20 protein-coding genes are annotated in these 20,342 nt (G+C 41.3%); 6 read left to right on the top strand and 14 right to left on the bottom strand.

Annotated features, from left to right (window positions below):
* Positions 1-5 precede the first annotated feature (5 nt).
* From Q4567_RS07910 to Q4567_RS07925, 4 genes are read right to left on the bottom strand one after another with little or no spacing between them, the layout of a single operon-like run.
* Entirely contained in the window at positions 6-1,646 is a 1,641-nt protein-coding gene (locus tag Q4567_RS07910; RefSeq protein ID WP_303500021.1) for a thiamine pyrophosphate-dependent enzyme, read from the bottom strand.
* Positions 1,643-1,909: a hypothetical protein gene (locus Q4567_RS07915; protein ID WP_303500022.1), complete on the bottom strand. Its 267-nt coding sequence runs from the start codon at positions 1,907-1,909 to the stop codon at positions 1,643-1,645. The genes Q4567_RS07910 and Q4567_RS07915 overlap by 4 nt, the downstream gene beginning before the upstream one ends.
* Positions 1,910-1,916: 7 nt before the next feature.
* Entirely contained in the window at positions 1,917-3,071 is a 1,155-nt protein-coding gene (locus Q4567_RS07920) for a nitrilase-related carbon-nitrogen hydrolase (protein ID WP_303500023.1), read from the bottom strand.
* Between the two features lie 44 nt (positions 3,072-3,115).
* On the bottom strand, positions 3,116-4,717 hold the full coding sequence (locus tag Q4567_RS07925) for a phytoene desaturase family protein (protein ID WP_368509319.1): 1,602 nt from the start codon (positions 4,715-4,717) through the stop codon (positions 3,116-3,118).
* Positions 4,718-5,024: 307 nt separating this feature from the next.
* Between Q4567_RS07925 and Q4567_RS07930 the strand changes: the two genes are divergently transcribed.
* Positions 5,025-5,762, top strand: a complete 738-nt coding sequence (locus tag Q4567_RS07930; protein WP_303500024.1) for a FadR/GntR family transcriptional regulator — start codon at positions 5,025-5,027, stop codon at positions 5,760-5,762.
* Between the two features lie 220 nt (positions 5,763-5,982).
* On the opposite strand, the gene Q4567_RS07935 is transcribed toward Q4567_RS07930, so the two are convergent.
* The 7 genes from Q4567_RS07935 to Q4567_RS07965 form a co-directional block, all read right to left on the bottom strand.
* Positions 5,983-8,328, bottom strand: coding sequence for a TonB-dependent receptor (locus Q4567_RS07935; RefSeq protein ID WP_303500025.1), 2,346 nt, complete (start codon positions 8,326-8,328; stop codon positions 5,983-5,985).
* 801 nt (positions 8,329-9,129) lie between these two features.
* A complete protein-coding gene (locus tag Q4567_RS07940) occupies positions 9,130-9,378 on the bottom strand; it encodes an IS3 family transposase (RefSeq protein WP_303500027.1) in 249 nt (82 codons plus the stop codon).
* Positions 9,375-10,028: an IS3 family transposase gene (locus tag Q4567_RS07945; protein ID WP_303500119.1), complete on the bottom strand. Its 654-nt coding sequence runs from the start codon at positions 10,026-10,028 to the stop codon at positions 9,375-9,377. Before Q4567_RS07945 ends, Q4567_RS07940 begins: the two co-directional genes overlap by 4 nt.
* Positions 9,968-10,270: a transposase gene (locus Q4567_RS07950; protein WP_216047876.1), complete on the bottom strand. Its 303-nt coding sequence runs from the start codon at positions 10,268-10,270 to the stop codon at positions 9,968-9,970. Before Q4567_RS07950 ends, Q4567_RS07945 begins: the two co-directional genes overlap by 61 nt.
* 342 nt (positions 10,271-10,612) lie before the next feature.
* Positions 10,613-11,548, bottom strand: coding sequence for a catechol 1,2-dioxygenase (catA, locus tag Q4567_RS07955; protein ID WP_303500029.1), 936 nt, complete (start codon positions 11,546-11,548; stop codon positions 10,613-10,615).
* Positions 11,549-11,579: 31 nt separating this feature from the next.
* On the bottom strand, positions 11,580-11,858 hold the full coding sequence (gene catC, locus Q4567_RS07960; RefSeq protein WP_216049230.1) for a muconolactone Delta-isomerase: 279 nt from the start codon (positions 11,856-11,858) through the stop codon (positions 11,580-11,582).
* Positions 11,859-11,873: 15 nt separating this feature from the next.
* Entirely contained in the window at positions 11,874-12,989 is a 1,116-nt protein-coding gene (locus tag Q4567_RS07965) for a muconate/chloromuconate family cycloisomerase (protein ID WP_303500030.1), read from the bottom strand.
* 102 nt (positions 12,990-13,091) lie between these two features.
* Between Q4567_RS07965 and Q4567_RS07970 the strand changes: the two genes are divergently transcribed.
* Positions 13,092-13,991 (top strand): LysR family transcriptional regulator, encoded by a 900-nt coding sequence (locus tag Q4567_RS07970; RefSeq protein ID WP_216049402.1) that lies wholly within the window; start codon positions 13,092-13,094, stop codon positions 13,989-13,991.
* A gap of 40 nt (positions 13,992-14,031) precedes the next feature.
* Here the strand turns inward: Q4567_RS07970 and Q4567_RS07975 are convergent, their stop codons facing one another.
* Positions 14,032-14,811: an IclR family transcriptional regulator C-terminal domain-containing protein gene (locus Q4567_RS07975; protein ID WP_303500031.1), complete on the bottom strand. Its 780-nt coding sequence runs from the start codon at positions 14,809-14,811 to the stop codon at positions 14,032-14,034.
* 210 nt (positions 14,812-15,021) lie between these two features.
* Here Q4567_RS07975 and Q4567_RS07980 point away from each other — a divergent pair, with 210 nt between their 5' ends.
* Genes Q4567_RS07980 through Q4567_RS07995 form a run of 4 tightly spaced genes read left to right on the top strand, consistent with a single transcriptional unit; the run spans position 15,022 to position 18,643 of the window.
* A complete protein-coding gene (locus tag Q4567_RS07980; RefSeq protein WP_216049233.1) occupies positions 15,022-15,837 on the top strand; it encodes a CoA transferase subunit A in 816 nt (271 codons plus the stop codon).
* A 1-nt stretch (position 15,838) separates the two neighbouring features.
* Positions 15,839-16,657, top strand: coding sequence for a CoA-transferase subunit beta (locus tag Q4567_RS07985; protein WP_216049234.1), 819 nt, complete (start codon positions 15,839-15,841; stop codon positions 16,655-16,657).
* Positions 16,654-17,859, top strand: a complete 1,206-nt coding sequence (gene pcaF / locus Q4567_RS07990; RefSeq protein ID WP_368509179.1) for a 3-oxoadipyl-CoA thiolase — start codon at positions 16,654-16,656, stop codon at positions 17,857-17,859. Before Q4567_RS07985 ends, pcaF begins: the two co-directional genes overlap by 4 nt.
* A 7-nt stretch (positions 17,860-17,866) precedes the next feature.
* Complete coding sequence (locus tag Q4567_RS07995) at positions 17,867-18,643, top strand: alpha/beta fold hydrolase (RefSeq protein WP_216049235.1); 777 nt, start codon at positions 17,867-17,869, stop codon at positions 18,641-18,643.
* 28 nt (positions 18,644-18,671) lie between these two features.
* On the opposite strand, the gene Q4567_RS08000 is transcribed toward Q4567_RS07995, so the two are convergent.
* Together Q4567_RS08000 and Q4567_RS08005 are read right to left on the bottom strand one after the other, a co-directional pair.
* Positions 18,672-19,664: an amidase family protein gene (locus Q4567_RS08000; protein ID WP_303500033.1), complete on the bottom strand. Its 993-nt coding sequence runs from the start codon at positions 19,662-19,664 to the stop codon at positions 18,672-18,674.
* Positions 19,657-20,232 (bottom strand): amidase family protein, encoded by a 576-nt coding sequence (locus Q4567_RS08005; RefSeq protein WP_303500034.1) that lies wholly within the window; start codon positions 20,230-20,232, stop codon positions 19,657-19,659. The genes Q4567_RS08000 and Q4567_RS08005 overlap by 8 nt, the downstream gene beginning before the upstream one ends.
* Positions 20,233-20,342 lie beyond the last annotated feature (110 nt).

Consider the following 20,342-nt stretch of genomic DNA (forward strand, 5'->3'; position numbering starts at 1 on the left):
TAAACTTACTTACACACTTCTTTTCTATTCTGAGGCATCATTAGAAAAGGCCAGGGTGCGGGGAAAAAGTCATCGATTATCACCTCGATGATTGAAGGACCATCTTGCTCAAAAGCAGCACGAATAGCGGTGCGCATTGACTCAGGATCGTTCGCTTTGAAACCGGCTGCACCAAAGCTTTCAGCTAATTGAACAAAATCTGGATTGGTTAAATCAGAACAAATAACTCGATTATCAAACCACTCTTTCTGTTGGCGCTGCACATTAGTAAAGCGTGAATCATTGAAGATAATTGTAACTAAAGGTAGTTTGTACTGCACCGCTGTTGCTATTTCCTGCACATTAAACATGATGCCCCCATCACCACTTATCTGGATAACTCGTTTATCCATGTTACCCGCCATAACACCGAGTGCAGTAGCATAACCGTAACCAAGTGTTCCTTGATAGCCAGCACTTATATGTTGTCTTGGTTTATTCACAGGGAAGCCATACCAAGACACGAAGCCGACTTGTGTAACTTCATCAACAAAAATTCCATCTTCTGGTAACTCTTCACGAATTACCTCGAGATAAGCCATTTGAGGGCCTACTTTTTCTTTGATTTCTGCGTCAACAACTGATTTCAACTTTAGTAATTCATCTTTACGAGACGTAACTTCGAAGCTTTCTCGCTCTAAAATATCGTTCATAGCTGCGGTAACTTGCTTTGCGTCGCCAACAATGCCAATTTCTGGTGTGCAAATTCTGGTTATCTGTTGAGGATCAATATCGACACGAATAATATTTAAATCTTCATCATTCCCCCACATTACCAAGGGCCAATGCAATCGAGTTCCTATCGCGAGTACAGCATCCGCTTCTCCCCATAACCTGTGTCCCATTGGAAAATTAGCGCTTAGATAGCTTTCACTCGGTACAATACCTTTTCCACTCCGACATGCCATTACCGGTATTTGTAGGGTTTCGGCAAGCCTATTAATCTCATCGGCAGCTTCAATCGCGCCAGATCCAACTACAATCATCGGTTTTTCAGATTTCAGCAACATTTGAATTGCATCTTTAATTTGAGCGTGATCTATCGCTCGTTTAGGATGTTCAACCGCAGTTAATAAATTGACTTCTGCATTTAAACCCATGGTGTCCATTGGCATTTCAATTGCTACAGGTTGAGGACAACCAGTTGTCAGTTGTTTGAATGACTCCTCTATAACTTCGGGTGCTTCAGAGGGGTGACCTATATGAGCTTGATATTTTGTTATATTACTAATCATTCCCATTTGATCTGGAATCTCATGTAAATCGCCGTACCCTTTACCAATACCTGTAGAAGGTATCTGACCTGATATACACAAAACAGGACTATAGTTTCCCCATGCCGTGCATAAAGCTCCGGTTGAATTTAATAAACCTGGACCTGGCACAACAGTATAAACACCAACGTTACCTGTCGATTTGGCATAGCCGTAGGCCATATATGCTGCACCTTGCTCATGACGTGAATGAATCAGTTTGAGATCTTTCCCCTCGTGATACATTGCATCAAAAAGGTGATCCAATTGCCCACCAGGCAGGCCAAAAATGGTATCCACCCCGTTATTTTTCAAAGACTTTATAATGGCTACAGCACCTGTCATTTTTGTCATGATTTATTACCTTGTTTACTCGCCATTTTCGCAGCATGGCGCCTACGATAGCGTATTAAAAAAAATGGAAAAAATAAGATATATACCCAAACCTTTGGTACTTTTAGAGCTTTTCCCATTGCTGTTACGACGTCATTGGGACTTACATAGACCCTACTCTGCATCTTTGAATCTTTATGACTATGAATAATTAAATGATCTTTTTTGTATTCAAAATGTCCGAATTCAAAATCAATATCTGCTAGCTTACTTATAACTTTCATATAGTTATCACCCTTTTTTTAGGCGTCCCGTTTCCTGTGCATAATCTATTCTGGACTGCAATAACTCAGAGATATCTTCAGGTTCATAACCATGTGGTGGGGTAAATTGTCCTCGTGCGTACAAATTATCAAAAACTTCTTTGCATATAGAAATTTTATCAACTAGAGCTTTTGGTGGTTTTCCAGAAGGAAAGCGGTTTGCTGGATAAATCGGATTGGTATACATTTCTCTAAACCCTTCGGTGCGTACATCTATCCAATTGTTGTGGTTCACTCGGGTTCGGTGATGACGAAGCGCTTCAATATCAATGGTTACAGACAAGACTTGCTCATTCGGATACGGTGCTTCACGTAACATTAGTCCGGTGTAATCAATGGCAAAAGAATGGCCAGGACAAAATGCTTTAGGGTAATATTCGTAATTTACACTTCCCCAGTTAGCGCCCAGTAAGTAACACATATTGTCGTGAGCGCGAGTACGACGAGTAAACTTCCAGAAGTCCCAAGGCTCTGAAACGCCTTCAAATTCTTGAATCGCTCCTGGATGCAAAATGACTTCCGCGCCGTTGTATCCTAAAGCACGACTGACCTCTGGTGTACAGCCATCATGGCAGGTCATGGTACCTAATTTACCAATTTCGGTATCAATGACAGGAAACAAATCTTTTATGCCACCACCAAAATGAGCGCAATATTCGTCAAATATATCATGTGGACTCGTGCCCAAACCTAACGACGCATTGATATGCCATTTGTGATATTTAAGTACAACATTGCCACAAGGCCCAACAATAAAATTCGTATTGAACCAGCGGTCAGGAAATTCTTCTACTTGTTCCACTACACCACCACCGCAAATATATAAACCGTATTCTTTTGCAATTTCTCCTAGTTGATCAATCTCAGGGCCAGGAATTGTCACCGCTCGTTTCATGGCATCATTAATTGTACTTTCACCTTTACCGGGTGTACCAACACCTTGCATAAAGTATTCAGGTAAAACAACCAAACGTACTGGAACTTCCCAGTGGTAACCAACACCAAAATGGATTAGATTTTTGACTCTATCTAGATTTAGTTTTATTCCTTCCTTATCACTGACGACTGTTACTTCTGGCTGTATAACCAATGCGGTATAAGGCTCAATTTTTTTTCTAGGCATAACAAACTTCCTATAATCTCTTATTAGTTACTGAATTAGTGGTTTTAAAAGTCAAATTCGTCATCGACAGTTTTGATACCAAGGTCATGCAGAATTTCGTTCGCTGCGATTGTTCCCATACCGCAAATACCACCTCCTGGGTGACAAGAAGGACCGGTCATGTAAAACTTCTTAATTGGTCCACGGTAATCTGCATAATTTGGAAATGGTCTGAAAGCGCCCATCTGGGAAAGTGTTCTTTCTCCACCTGTAGTGACGCCTCGGTTAAAACATAAATTAGCCCGTGCTAAAGTCGGCCCTGACTCAACATATTCACCTAAAATATTGTCATCCTGCATATTTACGGTGTAATTTCGTAGTTGTTTGAGTAGTACGTCACGACAATAATCAGGCGCTAACTTTTCCCAGTCTTCTCCAGATTGAAGCTCAACAGGTACAAAGGTATCCATAATCAAAGTATGTTTACCTTCTGGGGCTCTGGTAGGGTCCATTTGACTCCAAGCAGCAGTCCACAAGAATGGATCACTTGGTGCCTGCCCGGCTGCTATTTCTTGATACTGTTTATCAATGTCTGCAACAGTGCCAAACATCCGTTGGAAAGCGGTTTTGTCCATTTCGCTTCCGTTTTTAAACTTGGGCGCTTCATCTAACGCGTAGTGCACTCGTGCAATGGTAATATCACCAAATTTAAAACTTCGGACCATTTGTTTAAATCCGGAAGGCAACTCATCATCGTCAAATCCATTAAGGTAGGTTTGAAATGGATCAAGTGAGCTTACGACGCCTTTACTAGCCGTTATTTCCGTCCCATCAACTAGTCTTAAACCAATACATTCGCCATTTTCAACAATGAATTTTTTGACCGTAGCACCGGTAATAACTTTACTACCATTGGCCTCTATGTAAGATTTCATAGATTCCGAAAGCATACCGCTACCGCCTTCAGGAATTGACTGACCGAAGTAGTGGATACTTGGAATCATCACAGAAAATGCAGATGCAGTACCGAGTTGGTCAGGTAAGGTCTGAGGGGCCATTGCCCAGCCAAGAATAAATGCTCTGACATGATCATCTTCAAAATTTTCTAAGGTAAATTGACGAGAACTCAGTTGGTAATCTCGAAGGCGTTTCATACCTTCAGGATTATTTTCGAGGCCCTGATACAAATAGCTTGGAGGTGCAGGAGGAGAAAACATACTCTTGACTACGCCGTCTTGAATTTCCCCAAATTCTTCGTAAATTTCACGATAACGAATAGCATCTTGTTTTGAATATTCGGCAATTGTGTCACAGGTTTTGTCTACATCTTTATAGACTATAATTCCTTGGCCATCGTATTTGTTAGGGTGGCCTGTTATATGATCATCAGAATAAATATAACGTAAGCCGTGTTTTTCTAACTCAGGGCGCAGTTCTTGAAAATCGGGATTTAAGTGAATCCACACATGAGACGAACCAAATGGATCGTGTTTAAATCCAGGTATTGTTAATTCTCGAGTTAAAACTCCGCCACCTACCCATTCGTTTCTTTCGACGACACAAACCTTCAACCCATTTTTAACGAGTAATGAGGCACAAATCAGACCATTGTGGCCACCGCCAGCAATAATCACATCAAAATCAGCCATATTTATAACCTTTTTAATTTACAAAAAAATTCAATGGAGCTTTAAAAACAAACATAAAAATAATAATTAACCCCACATGAATATAAACCCACCAAACGATAAAAAAATAATACTATTAATCCCACTATTAATCAAACGATAAAATTAATAAACTGTTAAATATAGCTATAAAAGGCGATAAAAGTAGATTCGCCGATGAAAACGAAACCAAATAAAATCAATAATCCCATTAATAGAAATTTACATCTATATACCTTTAGATGACAATTAACTCAAAAATCTATAGAATTAAGACGAAATACAAAATCATGGTGATAAAGAGAATATGGAATTAGACAAAACCCCTCCCCAAAAAAAATCTTCGAAGCCAATAGCTCGAGGACAATCAAAACAAGCAGTTGACACATTAGGGAGACGAATAGCCTCTGGCGATTATAAAGAAGGTGAAACACTACCAATTGAAGCTGAACTATCAGAAATGTTAGGCATTGGTCGTAATGCCCTGCGTGAGGCGGTTAAAATTCTATCGGCCAAAGGCTTTTTAACAACAGCCCCTCGAAGCGGCACTAAGGTTAGATCCAAAATATACTGGAATATGCTCGACCAACAAGTACTAAGCTGGCATGCAGACCCTGCAATAGCAACCGAAAGCTTTATGTTAGATTTGATTGAAATCAGACAAATAATAGAACCGAAAGCGGCTAAATTAGCTGCTGAGCGTGCAACTAGAGAAGATATATCAAATATCATGAGCGCGTTTGAGTCGATGAAAGAACATAAAGACGACTTGGAAAAACGGCTTGAGGCTGATATTGAGTTTCATTCATTAATCTTAATGGCTTCCCATAATACAATTCTAAGTCAATTTAAAACGGCTGTTGCTACCTATTTAAAAGCTCATGTAAATTTAGGTAAAGAGCAAACTACTGAAGAAATTAACCTTGATTTGCAGCACCACCAAGAACTAGCCTGGGCAATAGCAAGTGGTCAAGCAGACAAAGCCTACTCTATCGTAAAAGATATTTTAGTTCAAAATACAAGCCATTTACCCCCTACTAAATAGAACCAAATCTAAATACGACTAGTAGTATAAGTAGTAATCATATAAGTTAGCTATTTGTATGATGATAGCAAAATTGGTAAATGTAATTCTTAGAGCAGAATCGATCCGGTAAGCATACAAAGATAGTATGTAAGTAGAGTGTGTACTCTAAAAAAACACTATAAACAACATCCGGAATACTCTTCCATTTATTGTCTATAGTGCTTGGGGAACAGGTTAGTTAATCACTAAAGCTGTAAGTAAATTTAATACCAACCTCTCGTTGGTGAGGTTTCAGCCTTATCCCAGCAAATCCAAAGTTATCAGCCGTTCCAGTATAATACTGTTCGTCGAATAGGTTATGGACATATGCATTAATCGCTAAACTTTTATAGTTAAATCCGGTTGTAAGATTAACGACTTGATAAGATGGGATTTGATAAGGAAATTCTGGTAAATCAAACGATTCACCGTATATTGTTTCTCCGACCAAAGAAGCGACGCCTTCTATATCACTAGTCGTTTCTCCCGTATAGCTCCAGTCTATGCGAACGTAACCATCCCAGTCACTATTAATGTCATAAGTGTAATTTAAGCTACTACTTAAATTCCAATCTGCTGTTCGAGGTAGGTTTTGACCACTCACATCAACAATATTAGGTAAACCATTTTGCTCACCTTTTAATACAGCATCTTTATAATCGTCAAACGTTGCGTCAGCATAACCGACATTAAATGAAAAATTTAGCTGTTTATTAATGACAAAAAAGCTTTCAATTTCAAATCCACGACTACTAGCTTTTCCTGCATTTTGAGTTGTTTCTATAGCAGAACTAATATCGCTTGGATCAGCCAAACGATTTGTTTGAACTTGGAAGTCTTGCCAGTCTAGATAAAATAATGAGCTAGACAACCTTACCATACCGTCTAATAGATACCCTTTGTAGCCTATCTCATAACTGGTAAGCTTTTCTGAATCAAATGGCTCTGGCATGACTCTCGAACCACCAGTGACATCCACCCCACCGGATTTATAGCCCTCTGAAATACTAGCAAAAATAGAGCTGTCATCATCCGGTCTAAAATTCACAACTATACGTGGTGAAAAGTCGTTAAATTTCTCATTGCCAATAAGCGCATCAGGACCACGATTTAAGTCGATCTCAGAGGCTGTCACTTTATCTTTAGTGTAGCGTCCTCCAAGGGTTAAATCCCAAAGACTATTCAAAGACCAATTAACCTCTGCAAACGCAGCCATACTTTCTAGCTCAAATGTACGCACATTATTATTGATAAAGCCTACTTCAATCCCATTAGGTTCGTCATCTGGAAGCATTTGAATTTGATTCGTTTGATCTAAATCATCATCTGCATAAAATACACCGACAGTCCAGTCTATATCACCATTATCAATTGATTGAAGTCTGAACTCTTGGCTGAAAGATTCCCCCGTGTAATCATTGACACGACGAAGCGGAAGGGGGCCAAAGCTTTGGCCTACACCATCTAAGTCGGAAACACGATCGAAACTGCTATCCAACCAACCAGTCACTGATTTAAACACAGTAAAATCATTGATATCCCATTCGACCCTTGCATTAACTATAGTAAAATCTTTGTTATTAAACTCTTCAGTATCTCGACTAATAGTATCTTCGTTATTGGGGTAAAATCCGGGACCCTCATCAAAACCGCCACCTTCACCGTCAAAACCACCTTCACCAGCGATAGAAAGTGAGTCCAAATCCAATACACCAGAAGGTATAGAGATGTCCCCACCTTCATCTTCTTTAGTTTTTGTGACAGATAAATCAATTAATAAATCATCTGTTGGAATATATCTAAAGGCAAGTCGACCTGAGTTATATTTATAGAAAGGGTCGTTACCTCTTTCATCAATATTGGTAATGGGAGTGTCTGATTCTTCGTGACTAAATACACCTCGAACCATAAATTTTTCACTTATGGGTAAATTGAATATTGCATCAGCCTTTTTAGTACCGAAACTAGCGATACCTAAGCCACCTTGAAAATACAATTCATCATTCGGCTTATTGGTTGTTAAATTCAGCGCACCACCTACCGCATTTCGGCCAAAATAGGTACCTTGGGGACCCCGCAACACCTCTACTTGACTCATATCCAGCATTTGAGGGTTAATTGTACCTTGAGCCACACTTCCAACGGATAATTCATCAATGTAATAACCAATGGAATTAGCCGAGGCTATTCCATCTAAAACAATATTACTAACACCACGTATAGCGATATTTATGCTTCGACTGCCACCCTCCCCATCTTCAGAGAAGCCTACATTAGGAGTAAGACTTAAATATTCAGAAGCTTCCGTTATATTGCCTTTTTCCAAATCAGCAGCAGTGAAAACAGATACACTTATGGGAACATCTAACTCAGACTGCACTCGGCGTTGTGACGTAACAGTTACTCTTTCAACTTGTGCATCATTATTTTTCTCATTTTCAGCGGAATTTATTGATTCCTGGGCAGATTGCCCTAAAGCCCCTCCACTGATAGCTATAGCTAAGATACTGCATGCAAATTTTCGCTTTCCAATGTTGATATACACTTTTTCACCTCTTATGTGGATTTGCTCTAGTGGCAATGTTTTTCAGCAAGAATTTCAGACTAAATAGAAAAATTAGTGTTGCTAACCATTTATAATCCAAATCCAACCGCGCCGTACAAGACATCATTTAATCCCATGATTAAATTCCAGTCAACACCTAAATACCCAAATAAAAAACAAAAAAACCAAAGAAATAGCAATAAAATGAAAAATATCAAATAGTTGCAACAAAAATTAAAATAACACCCAAAACCCAAAAATAAATATAATCCCATTAAATGAATATACTAATAATTTATATAAATTGATTTATACTGGTAAAAATGAATAAGAGGTTATTTTTCTAGTCATAGATAAAAAGAAACGCGCAAATCTTTTAGCCAGTTATTTTGCTGCATTTTGATTTTACACAAAAAGACTGAGGCCTAGAGATTATCGGCTTTTCGATTGGAAGGTAACATTCCAATAGATACGCTGACAAATTGTTACAGGTTACAAATTAAAGTGATGGTAAGAGTACTAAGGATCAGAGAAATATATTACGGTCTAAAGTCCTTGGTTGTTGAACCCTTTAGGGTATTAATTACTATTTTAATAATATGAACGAGTAGGAAGTTAATTCAACATTGCAGTGCAAAGAAACCACACTTGTATATTTCAGTGGGGATCTATATTGGTCATTTATACCCAATGCTTTTAAGCATTTTCCGTGACGTGCTCGTGACTATCATTATTAGTCGTTGAAAAGATGTATCAAAGTAAACTTCTCTTTGTAATGGTCAACTCTTCTTGGACACTTTATTAGGCACTTTTCATTAATTTCATCTCATATTCAACTGGTGAGATGTTTCCCAGTTTATGGTGTCGTCGTTTCTGGTTATAAAATGGTTCGATATAATCAATAATATCCGCTTGGGCCTGGTGACGAGTTTGATACCTTCGGTAGTTAACTCTTTCAGACTTTAAACTTCTAAAGAAACGTTCCGTAACGGCGTTATCTAGACAATTTCCTGCTCGACTCATGCTTGCCTGGATTCCAAATTCACTCAAACACTTCTGGAACGAATCACTGTGTATTGAGCCCCCTGATCCGAGTGGAATATGACTCCTGTCATAGGCTCTCTTTTATTAACTGCTAAACGTATAGCGCGGGTTGTTAACTCAGTATTGGGTTTATCTGAGAATGCCCAGCTAATAATCTTTCTCGAGCATAAATCTACTATTACTGCTAAATATAACCATCCTTGGCCTGTTCGGATATACGTGATGTCACCTGACCAATGGGTGTTAAGTTGTTCAGGGTTAAACTGCCTATTTAAATAATTAGGGGCAATGATAGACGCCTTTCCTGCATAGGGATAACGATGTAACCGAGGCCGTTTCGCTATCAATTTAAATTTGCGCATCAATCGTCGTATTTTATAACGACCCACTCGGTAACCTTGATGATTAAGCTCTATCATCATTCTGCGACTACCATAAGTCGCATCCATTTCGTTGTGAAGATGCTTTACCGCGGCTTCTAAACGAATTTCATCTGGTTTTAACGGTTTAGGTTTTGCGTTAAAGTAAAACGAGCTACGCGCCAATTTAAAACAACGACAAATATGTTGAACACTAAACCCAGCCTTCTTCAACTTTAGCGCGACTTGCTGCCTTTGTTCATTTCGATAGCGAAGAAGGCTGACGCCTTTTTTAATAAGTTGTTATCACTTTCTAGCTGTTTAACTTGTTTCTCTAACTCTTGAATTCGTTTTTGCTCAGCTGTAATTGCTGAGGCTTTTGGAGTGATACCACGTTGCTCTTCTTTATATTGTCGTAACCATTTCTGTAATGTTGAATAACCAACATTCATAGATTCAGCAGCTTGCTTAACTGGATACCCTTGAATGGTGATCAGCTCTACACATTCCAATTTAAATTCAGTTGTAAACTTTTTCATTTTTACCTCGTTGGTTTTGGTTATGATACCTCCAACAAAGTGTCTTGAAAAATTAGACCATTACACCCTAAACTGACCTTTTAATGGACGCTAGTCTGTGCGATACAGCACTCAGCCGCAAATCAATAAATACAGAGCGCTCCTTTGCATCAATCAATGTGAAATAAAGCAGATTAGTTAGAAGAGGAGATTAACGAGCAACTAGTCGTTTAATAAAAGGCATATAGGTTAAAGCATCTACAAAAAATATAAAAAAAGAGCCCAAATGGGCTCAATGCGTTTACATTCCGAGGCTTTAGTAACCTTCTTTTTGTAAACTTTTTGCATCACCAAAGAATAAACTTATGCTTGTTCTAAGGATACTCGGGCACGAGGATGGGCTTGCTGGATTGATTCTTCAGTGGTTTTAACAAGTTCGATGTTAAATTCAACATCTAGGTATTCTTTGGCAAAACCATGTTCACTAATAAGTTTGGCATCATTAACCGGATTTGCATCAACAACCAGTTCGTCACGTGTGGCGAAAGCGAAGTCGTCATAGGTGTATTCATCACCGGCTAAATTAATTTGCGAGGTAAGGTGTTTAAAGTTAGGTTTAGATACAAAGTAATGAATGTGAGCAGGTCTGTTGCCGTGGCGACCTAAGTTTTCAAGCACTTTCATGGTAGATCCGCCTGGAGGGCATCCGTATCCACTTGGCACGATTGAGCGCACAACATATTTCCCATCTTTGTCGGTACGAATTCTGCGACGCAAGTTAAATTCACTTTGGCTTGGATCAAAATATGAATAAGCGCCCTTCGTATCTGCATGCCAGATATCGACCATTGCATCGGCGATTGGTTTTCCTTCTTCATCGGTAACACGACCATGTAGCAACATTTCTTGGCCTGGTGTTTTACCATCATCCATTTTTTCGCCTTGTTGGATAATAGGTGCACCTTCTACGTAAAGTGGCCCTTCAATTGTGCGAGGAGTACCACCAGCGATGCCTGCTAACTCATCTTTTGCATCTTCGCGAATATCTAAATAGTGGTCGAATCCAAGACCTGGCGCTAACAATACCGCTTCTTTGTTTGTACCTAACTCATTTAAGTAATTAGCGCCTTGCCAAAACTCTTCTGGAGTAATGTCCAAGTCTTCTATCATTTGATAAATGTCTGATAAAAACCGATGCATTATGGTTTTAAAACGCGGGTTTCCGCCTTCTTTATCTAGTCCAGCCGCTTTTTTTAGTAGGGTTTGTACTGCTTCTGTTTGCATTGTTTTAACGCTCATAAAAATCTCCAAGTACGCTAATTGATTATGATTAATGAATGGAAGAAGGGTGATCACACAAAGGAGTCACGGTCATTTCCATATAGGGATATAAAGGAAGCCCCATCAAAATCTCATGGAGATGCGCATTATCTTTTACTTCAAAAATACTCACATTGGCATATTGCCCTACAACGCGCCAAAGGTGCTTCCAAATACCTTGCTGCTGAAGCTGCTCGGCATATTTCTTTTCTGTTGCTTTTATTTCGTCAAATTGCTCTTTAGGCATATCTTTTGGTGGAATTACGGTCATATTTACTTGAAATAACATATTTTTATCCTCGCGTTACTTACGCATGTAGTGAGTAAATTTATCTTCATCAATCTCAAGTCCCAATCCTGGAAGCGTAGGAATTTCAACACCGAAATCACGATACTGAAGTGGGTTTTTGATAAAATCGTCTTTTAAAAGCAAAGGGCCAAACATTTCTGTGCCAAATTGCATATTAGGGATGGTCGACCATGCGTGTAAGGCGGCGGCTGTGCCTATTGAGCCTTCCAACAGGGTTCCACCGTAAACATCGATTCCAGCAGCGGTACACAAAGTAGCAACATCGAGTGCGCCTTTAAGCCCGCCTGCTTTTGCAATTTTGAGTGCCACTGAGCCAGCAAAGCCCTGCTTGGCAAGAATGTAGGCGTCTTGTTTGTCTGCAATAGATTCATCGGCCAGAATGGGAATATTAAATTTTTCGGATAATCGCACTAAAGTGGCAAAATCTTTAGCCGGTGTCGGTTGCTCAACTAAATCAATGCCTGCATCTTGTAGCGCTGCCATACCTTTTACCGCGGTCACTTCGTTCCACGCCTGATTCACGTCCACGCGAATACTGATGTTACTGCCAAGAGCTTTTTTCACGGCTATGACGTGCTCAATATCTGCTTCGAGTGCTCTAGCACCAATTTTCATCTTAAAGTGGCAATGTCTTTTTTGGGCAATCATTGCTTTGGCTTCTTCGATATCTTTTTCAGTATTTCCAGAGGCCAATACCCAAAGACAGTCCACTTTATCGTGACAAGCACCACCTAATAAATCAGAAACAGGAACACCTAACTGCTTGCCTTTCAAATCCAACAAAGCGGTCTCTACTGCTGATTTAGCAATGTAATTTCCGCGGATAGATTGATTCAGCATTTGCATCAGCACATTGATATTGCTTGCTGGCTGATTGATAATGAGTGGCGAAAAATATTTGTCGATATTCGTTTGAATACTTTCGGGGCTTTCAGGTCCATAAGCTAAACCACCAATAGTAGTACCTTCACCTATACCTTCTAAACCGTTATTATCACGGATGCGTACAATCACCATTGATTGTACTGACATCGAGGTCATCGACAGTTTGTGTGGTCTAATTGTCGGAATATCGACAATAAAAGTATTGATACTTGCAATCTTGCTCATGTTAATCGTCTGTTACCATGTAGTTAAAGTTTATTTAATTTAAATGCTATTTTGAGTGCTTACCAATATTGAATTGGTTGCGAGCAATACCTTGGAGGTATGATGGAACTAAGGCATCTACGCTATTTCTGTGCGGTAGCTGAGGAGTTAAACTTAACCAACGCGGCTAAAAAACTCTTCATCGCTCAGCCACCTTTAACCAGACAAATCAAACAGTTAGAGGAAGAGATCGGTGTCACTCTGTTTAACCGCCATCCACGTGGATTAACTTTGACGCCGGCCGGCCAATACTTTTGGCAACATGCTAAACAAATCCTATCTAAGGTATCGGTAACCATAGAAGATACACGTCGAGTGGCCGAAAGTGGCAAAATTGTTTTTGGTATTGGATTTGTACCATCGGTTTTTTATGGTCAATTTCCGACCATGGTTAGAAGGTTAAGGCAGAACAACACAGCTGAAATTATATTGTACGAATTAAAAACCCGTGACCAATTAGACGCACTCAAAACCGGCAAAATTGATATCGGTTTAGGACGCATCTATATAAACGATCCAGAAATTGAACAGACAACCTTGTTACAAGAGCCGATGTTAGTGGCACTGCATAAAGAACACCCATTGGCATCAAAAACCATCACCATGGCTGAATTAGCAAAGTTACCTATGATCCTATATCCAGCTGGTCAAAGCCCGACATTTGCCGACATTTGTATTGATTTATTCTCTCGTAACGGATTAAACGTACGTATTGCACAACAGGTAAATGATATTCAAACGGCGTTGGCATTGGTGGCCTCAGAAATGGGCTTTGCGCTTGTGCCTGAACAAGTTAAACGCATGACGAGAGATGATGTAGTGCTGGTGCAACTAGAAGATAAATCCATAACTAGCCCTGTCATTTGCAGCCGACGAAAAGAGCCCTATAGCGAAATAATGCAAGCTGCGACACAAATACTGGATGAATTAGTTGAGAATCAAAAAAACGGTCGGTATTCGTAAGCAGTATTAGATTTAGGCCATAATAAACAATTCAAACCGGCTATTTAGCATGCGCAGAAATCTGTTTAGCGGCATCTTTTAACACCAGTGAATATTCGTTAATAAGCTTTTCGATACTGACTCGCAGAGAATTGGTGCTTATATTGGCCGCCCCAAGTAGTTTTCCATGATAATCAAACACGGGAATGGCGAGGGATCGAAGACCTAATTCCAATTCTTGGTCAACCACACAAAACCCGTTCTGTTTGACCTCTTTCAGCATGTTCAAAAAGTCTTTTTTATCCACAATACTGGTTTCTGTATGCTGATAAAGTTCGGCCGTCTGCAGCCACGCTTTCTGTTGGGTTTCAGACAATTGAGCAAGCAACACTCTGCCCATCGACGTATAAGCTGCCGGTAATCTAGTACCTGGGGTTAAATTAATCGCCATTAATCGGTGGGCAGCCGACGACCTTACCAAATATATGATTTCTTGGTTGTCGAGTATCGACAATGAGCAAGACTCACCGAGCTCTGATGTGACCGACTGCAAATAATGTTGCACTACGTCTAGGTGATCATTAGTGGCGTTAAATGCATAGCCAAGGCGCAATACCTTAGGTGTTAGCATAAACTGACGGCCATCTTTAGCAATGTATCCTAGGGCGTGTAGGGTCAATAGCAGCCTACGAGCTTTGGCTCGGTCCATTCCAGTTATTTGCGCGACTTCAGACAGTGTCATTTTTTTATGCTGCACATCAAAGGCGCTTAACACTTCAAGTCCTGAGGCTAATGCGCCCACATAATCTCGGTTATCTACAGATATTTTTTCTTCATTCATTAGCGATGCTTCATTCGCGTTATACGCGCTTTAATTTATTTTTTAGAGCTTATTACATTCTATCTAATCCAAACCATTAAAACCCGTTTTATCATTATGACAACTTGTTTTTAATACCCAGATCCACAGGTAGAACTTGACGGTATAGTGAGCATACATTATATTGTTCGCATATTGAATTTTAATTCGTATTACGAACAAGAGGCAAAAGTGGCTATTTTCAATTCACTGCAACAAGCAATATCCGAATCGGTTAAAGATGGTGATACCCTTGCGTTAGAAGGCTTTACTCACCTTATTCCCTTTTCCGCAGGACATGAGATTATTCGCCAGAAAAAACGTGATTTAACCCTTATAAGAATGACGCCTGATTTGATCTATGACCAATTGGTGGGAGCGGGATGCGCCAAAAAACTGATTTTTTCGTGGGGTGGTAATCCAGGAGTAGGTTCTTTACACCGTGTTCGTGATGCATTTCAAAATAATTATCCCAATGCTTTAGAATCTGTTGAGCATAGCCATGCAGCTATGGCCAATGCATATGAAGCAGGCGCTGCGGGTCTACCAATGGCGGTGTTTCGGGGTTACATAGGCAGTGAACTCACCGATGTGAATGACGCTATTTCCTCAGTTACCTGCCCTTTCACCGGCGAAAAACTAGCTTGTGTTCCCGCCATAAAACCTGACGTCGGTATTATTCATGCTCAAAAAGCAGATCGCCAAGGTAATGTACTAATAGAAGGTATTGTTGGTGTGCAAAAAGAAGTCGTATTGAGTTCAAAAATAAGCATTGTCACCGTTGAAGAAATAGTTGATGACCTTAATGCTGGACCAAACTCCTGTGTGTTGCCAGGCTGGACCGTTGACCAAATTGCAGTTGCTCCTAAAGGCGCTCACCCTTCCTATGCCCATGGTTACTATCAACGGGATAATCAATATTATCTAGACTGGGATGCGATCAGCAGAGACAGAGAGCGTTTCAATCAATGGTTAGAAGACGAAATTCTGCAAACGGGAGCAAACTAAGATGACAGCCAATTATACCCCAGCTGAAATGATGACAGTGACCGCAGCTCGCGCGCTGTCGAATAATATGACCTGTTTTGTGGGTATCGGTTTACCCAGCGAAGCGGCGAACGTAGCCCGCATGACCCACGCACCCGACATCACCCTAATTTATGAATCAGGTACAATTCAAACCAAACCTGAAATTTTACCTCTATCTATTGGTGATGGTGAATTATGCGAGTCAGCACTTACTACGGTTTCTGTACCCGAAATGTTTAGATACTGGTTACAAGGTGGGCACATTGATGTTGGTTTTCTAGGGACAGCGCAAATAGATAAATACGCAAACCTAAACACCACCGTTATTGCAGCAAAGGATGATTCGTCTGTAAAAGAAGGCAAAGCAAGTTACGCTAACCCTAAGGTTCGTTTACCCGGTGGCGGCGGCGCACCCGAGATTTCCACCAACGCCAAAGAAGTGTTTATCACAGTGAAACACTCTACGCGTACTTTTGTGGAGCAAGTTGATTTTGTGACCACCGTGGGCTTTGGCCGCGATGGTAAAGTTCGCGATCAACATCCGCAAATAGGTCGAGGCCCGACTGTTGTTATTACCGATTTATGTATTCTTAAACCTGATCCTGACAGCAAAGAATTGGTGGTTGTCAGCTTGCATCCTGGTGTCACCAAAGAACAAGTAATAGCGGCCACAGGTTGGCCTATCAAGTTTTCAGAATCCGTCACCACCACACCCACTCCCAATGCACAAGAGTTGGATGTTTTGCGTACATTAAAAGAAAAAACAGCGCGCGCTCATAGTGCTCAAGGAGCAGTATAATGTCGGCTTTTATCTGTTCTCCTAAACGCTCTGCCATCGGCCGTTACGGCGGTGCGCTGGCAAACGTCAGACCTGACGATATGCTAGCTCAAGTGATTAAAGCGGTTATCGCTGATACCCCTAAATTAGATACAACACGCATCGATGATGCTATTTTTGGTTGTGCAAACCAAGCCGGTGAAGACAACCGTAACGTTGCTCGTATGTCTACCCTACTGGCTGGTTTGCCCGTTGACGTGCCTGCTGCAACCATTAACCGCCTATGTGGTTCGGGTATGGATGCCATTGGCACCGCGTTCAGAGCAATTGCATGTTCTGAAGCAGACGTCTATCTTGCTGGCGGTGTTGAGTCCATGTCTCGTGCCCCATTTGTTATGGGAAAGGCGGGGAATGCATTCGATCGCGCCCAGAAGCTTGAAGATACCACCATGGGTTGGCGCTTTGTGAATCCTCAGCTTAACCGCTTATATGGCACTGAAACTATGCCACAGACAGCCGAAAATGTGGCTGAACGCTATAAAATTTCACGGGAAGATCAAGACATATTCGCCTATGAGTCACAACAAAAAGCTAACCGGGCACAGCTTGAAGGCCGTTTTGCCAAAGAAATCACGCCGATTATCTACCAACCTAGACGTGGTGACGCCGTTGAGATACTTAATGATGAACATTTACGCCCACAAACTACATTAGCCGATTTAGCAAAATTAAAAACGCCGTTTCGGGAAAATGGTAGCGTCACCGCGGGCAACGCTTCTGGTATAAATGACGGAGCTGCAGCAATGCTTGTTGCCAGTGAACATGCGGTTAACAGCTATGGCTTACAACCTATTGCTCGCGTAATCGGTATGGCAACCGCGGGTGTTGATCCGGCATTTATGGGAATGGGGCCGGTCAATGCGGTCAAGAAATTACTGGCTAGAACCAAAGTCAAACTTCAAGATATTGCGGTCATTGAATTAAATGAAGCCTTTGCGGCCCAAGGGTTAGCATGCATTCGCGAGCTCGGTTTACAAGATAACGATGAGCGTATTAACCCCAATGGAGGTGCTATTGCCCTAGGACATCCATTGGGCATGTCGGGAGCGCGCTTAGTGCAAACAGCAGCTATGCAACTACAACAAACTCAGCAACGATATGCTCTGTGCACAATGTGTATTGGTGTAGGCCAAGGCATTGCAATGTTAATTGAGAGAGCTTAGGTAAATTATGAATAATATCGAACCAATGACACACTTTGAAGTAGCAGGTGATCCCGCAAACCCAGCAATGGTTTTAGGCCACCCTCTGGGCATGAATTTATATGCGTGGGATGACGTTGCCCAAGCAATGGCGAAAGATTTTTATGTTCTCAGATGGGATTTACCCGGCCATGGAAAGAGTCAGCCTGTGGCTGAAAGTGCCGCTCACCTAGGCGAGCTCGACCTAGTTAATCAACTCCTTAAAGTCTGTGACGATCTCAATATTGATACCTTCCATTATGTAGGAACATCCATTGGCGGAACCATCGGTCAACAACTTGCGATACATCATCCAAGTCGTTTGCTCAGCCTCACGCTTACCAACACAGGCGCCAAAATTGGTAGCGCTGAAGGTTGGGCAGAGCGCAAAGATAATGTTGCAAACATTGGCTTAGAAAAGATGAGTGAAGACATAGTCGCGCGCTGGTTTAGTCCAAAGTCCACTGAACGTGATCCAAGCCTAAAAGTAAAATGGCAACAAAGTTTAGCTGCCACTGATGATCGCTCATATGGCCTATTGTGCGAATGGTTAGGCGAACGCGACCAAACTACTTTACTCCATTCTATTGATATACCGCTTACCTTCATCGCTGGTAAAGACGACGTTGCCACCCCCCCTGAATTGGTTCGAGAATTGGCTAAATTAATGGGCGAAAACGACATTATCGAACTTGAAAATGTCGGCCATGTACCATCAGTTGAAGCCTCGGAACAAACCAAAACCGTTTTGGGTAAACTGATTTAACTTACCTGCAGTTCCATACGAAGGCAGCCTAGCTTAAGCTAGGCCGTATAGATAAATAGTCAGTTTTAGCTTCGTATGCAGCAGCGAAATCAAGCAGTTTGGCGTCTTCTCCCATGGGCGCCATCACTTGTATTCCCATGGCTCGACCTTTGGCGTCAAACCCAACCGGGAGGTTTATCACTGGGCAGCCAGATAGTGTTCCGCCCACTACAACCTCCATCCAATGGTGATAACTTTCCATTGATTTCTGGTTGATCTTCTTCGGCCAGTGCAAATCAGCATCAAAAGCGAACACTTGGGCCGATGGCAAGGCTAAAAAGTCATATTTGGAAAATAGTGTAGATAGTGAATTGTACCAATCTGTGCGAGCTATACCTGCTTTATAAACTTCCAAGCCAGTTATGTCTAAACCACCTTCAATCTCCCAGACGGCTTCGGGCTTCATTAAAGCTCGAAATTTAGGATTGTCATAGAGTCCTTTAGCACCGCCAGCAATAGTCCAATGACGCAATGTTAACCAAGTTTGCCATAGACGATTAAAATCATAATTAGGAATACAATCCTCAACCACCAGGCCTTCACCATTAAGGCCGGATAATGCCGATGTGCACATATCAAGAATACCAGGCTCCATCTCTAAATGCCCATTGTAATCGCCCATCCATCCAACCTTAAATTCAGACAAATTGGCAGGACGACTGGATGCTAATGAATCACGCAAACTAAGGGGAACGCGGGCATCATAACCAGCCATTGTTTCGAGTAATAACCTAGTATCTTCAACATTTCGACCCATTGACCCTTCATAGCCGAGCTGTTGGTAGAATCCATTCTTATCTTTATAGGGAACACGCCCCTGACTTGGCCTGAAGCCGATAACATTATTGTATGCAGCAGGATTTCTTAAAGACCCCATCATATCGCTGCCATCTGCAACGGGAAGTAACTGCAAAGCCAAAGCACTTGCTGCTCCGCCGCTGCTGCCACCCGCACACAGTGCTGGGTTATACGCATTACGCATTACGCGTTACGCCAAATACACTGTTGTAGGATTGAGAGCCGAGGCCAAATTCAGGCACATTGGTTTTGCCAATGAAAATAGCGCCTTGTTTGCGTAACCTTTCAACAAAAATGGTGTCCGCTTTTGCCAGATTGCTTTTGAGGATCGGCGAGCCACTGGTAGTGACTATTCCACTTACATCAGAGAGATCTTTAACTGCATGCGGCATGCCATGCATCCAACCATGATATTCACCCTTTGCTAGTGCGGCGTCTGCAGTTTTAGCCTGAGCAAGAAGCTCATCGCTATTTCGTAGACTCACTATGGCGTTGTAAATCGGATTATACTTCTCGATTCTAGCCAAATAAGCCTGCATAACTTCAACGCAACTAACTTGTCGACTTTTAATAGCTTTCGAAAGGACACTGGCCGAGAGTTCGGTTATCGATGTGCTATGCTTTAACTTTGTCTTAGCGAATGCCCCCGCACCTAAACTTGTGGTAATAAGCGCTGCACCTAATTTACCTGACGTTGCCATAAACGCGCGGCGTGAGGAATTTATAGTCTTATTCGTTGTTAGTTCACTCATACTTTCCCACTTAAGTTTCCGGTTATACATCGCACTTTCAAACTCGTTGAAAGCACTGAATACTATGACTCAAATTATTAATCCTATTCCGACGCAATAATGACGGTAGA

The sequence above is a fragment of the Aliiglaciecola sp. 2_MG-2023 genome, from assembly GCF_030548145.1.
Lineage (GTDB): Bacteria > Pseudomonadota > Gammaproteobacteria > Enterobacterales > Alteromonadaceae > Aliiglaciecola > Aliiglaciecola lipolytica_A.

Bases quoted from the DNA above. Each gene is read 5' to 3' on its own strand.
- Q4567_RS07910 (WP_303500021.1), bottom strand. From the start codon at position 1,646: ATGACAAAAATGACAGGTGCTGTAGCCATTATAAAGTCTTTGAAAAAT.
- Q4567_RS07915 (WP_303500022.1), bottom strand. From the start codon at position 1,909: ATGAAAGTTATAAGTAAGCTAGCAGATATTGATTTTGAATTCGGACAT.
- Q4567_RS07920 (WP_303500023.1), bottom strand. From the start codon at position 3,071: ATGCCTAGAAAAAAAATTGAGCCTTATACCGCATTGGTTATACAGCCA.
- Q4567_RS07930 (WP_303500024.1), top strand. From the start codon at position 5,025: ATGGAATTAGACAAAACCCCTCCCCAAAAAAAATCTTCGAAGCCAATA.
- Q4567_RS07950 (WP_216047876.1), bottom strand. From the start codon at position 10,270: ATGAAAAAGTTTACAACTGAATTTAAATTGGAATGTGTAGAGCTGATC.
- catA (WP_303500029.1), bottom strand. From the start codon at position 11,548: ATGAGCGTTAAAACAATGCAAACAGAAGCAGTACAAACCCTACTAAAA.
- catC (WP_216049230.1), bottom strand. From the start codon at position 11,858: ATGTTATTTCAAGTAAATATGACCGTAATTCCACCAAAAGATATGCCT.
- Q4567_RS07965 (WP_303500030.1), bottom strand. From the start codon at position 12,989: ATGAGCAAGATTGCAAGTATCAATACTTTTATTGTCGATATTCCGACA.
- Q4567_RS07970 (WP_216049402.1), top strand. From the start codon at position 13,092: ATGGAACTAAGGCATCTACGCTATTTCTGTGCGGTAGCTGAGGAGTTA.
- Q4567_RS07975 (WP_303500031.1), bottom strand. From the start codon at position 14,811: ATGAATGAAGAAAAAATATCTGTAGATAACCGAGATTATGTGGGCGCA.
- Q4567_RS07985 (WP_216049234.1), top strand. From the start codon at position 15,839: ATGACAGCCAATTATACCCCAGCTGAAATGATGACAGTGACCGCAGCT.
- Q4567_RS07995 (WP_216049235.1), top strand. From the start codon at position 17,867: ATGAATAATATCGAACCAATGACACACTTTGAAGTAGCAGGTGATCCC.
- Q4567_RS08000 (WP_303500033.1), bottom strand. From the start codon at position 19,664: ATGCGTAATGCGTATAACCCAGCACTGTGTGCGGGTGGCAGCAGCGGC.
- Q4567_RS08005 (WP_303500034.1), bottom strand. From the start codon at position 20,232: ATGAGTGAACTAACAACGAATAAGACTATAAATTCCTCACGCCGCGCG.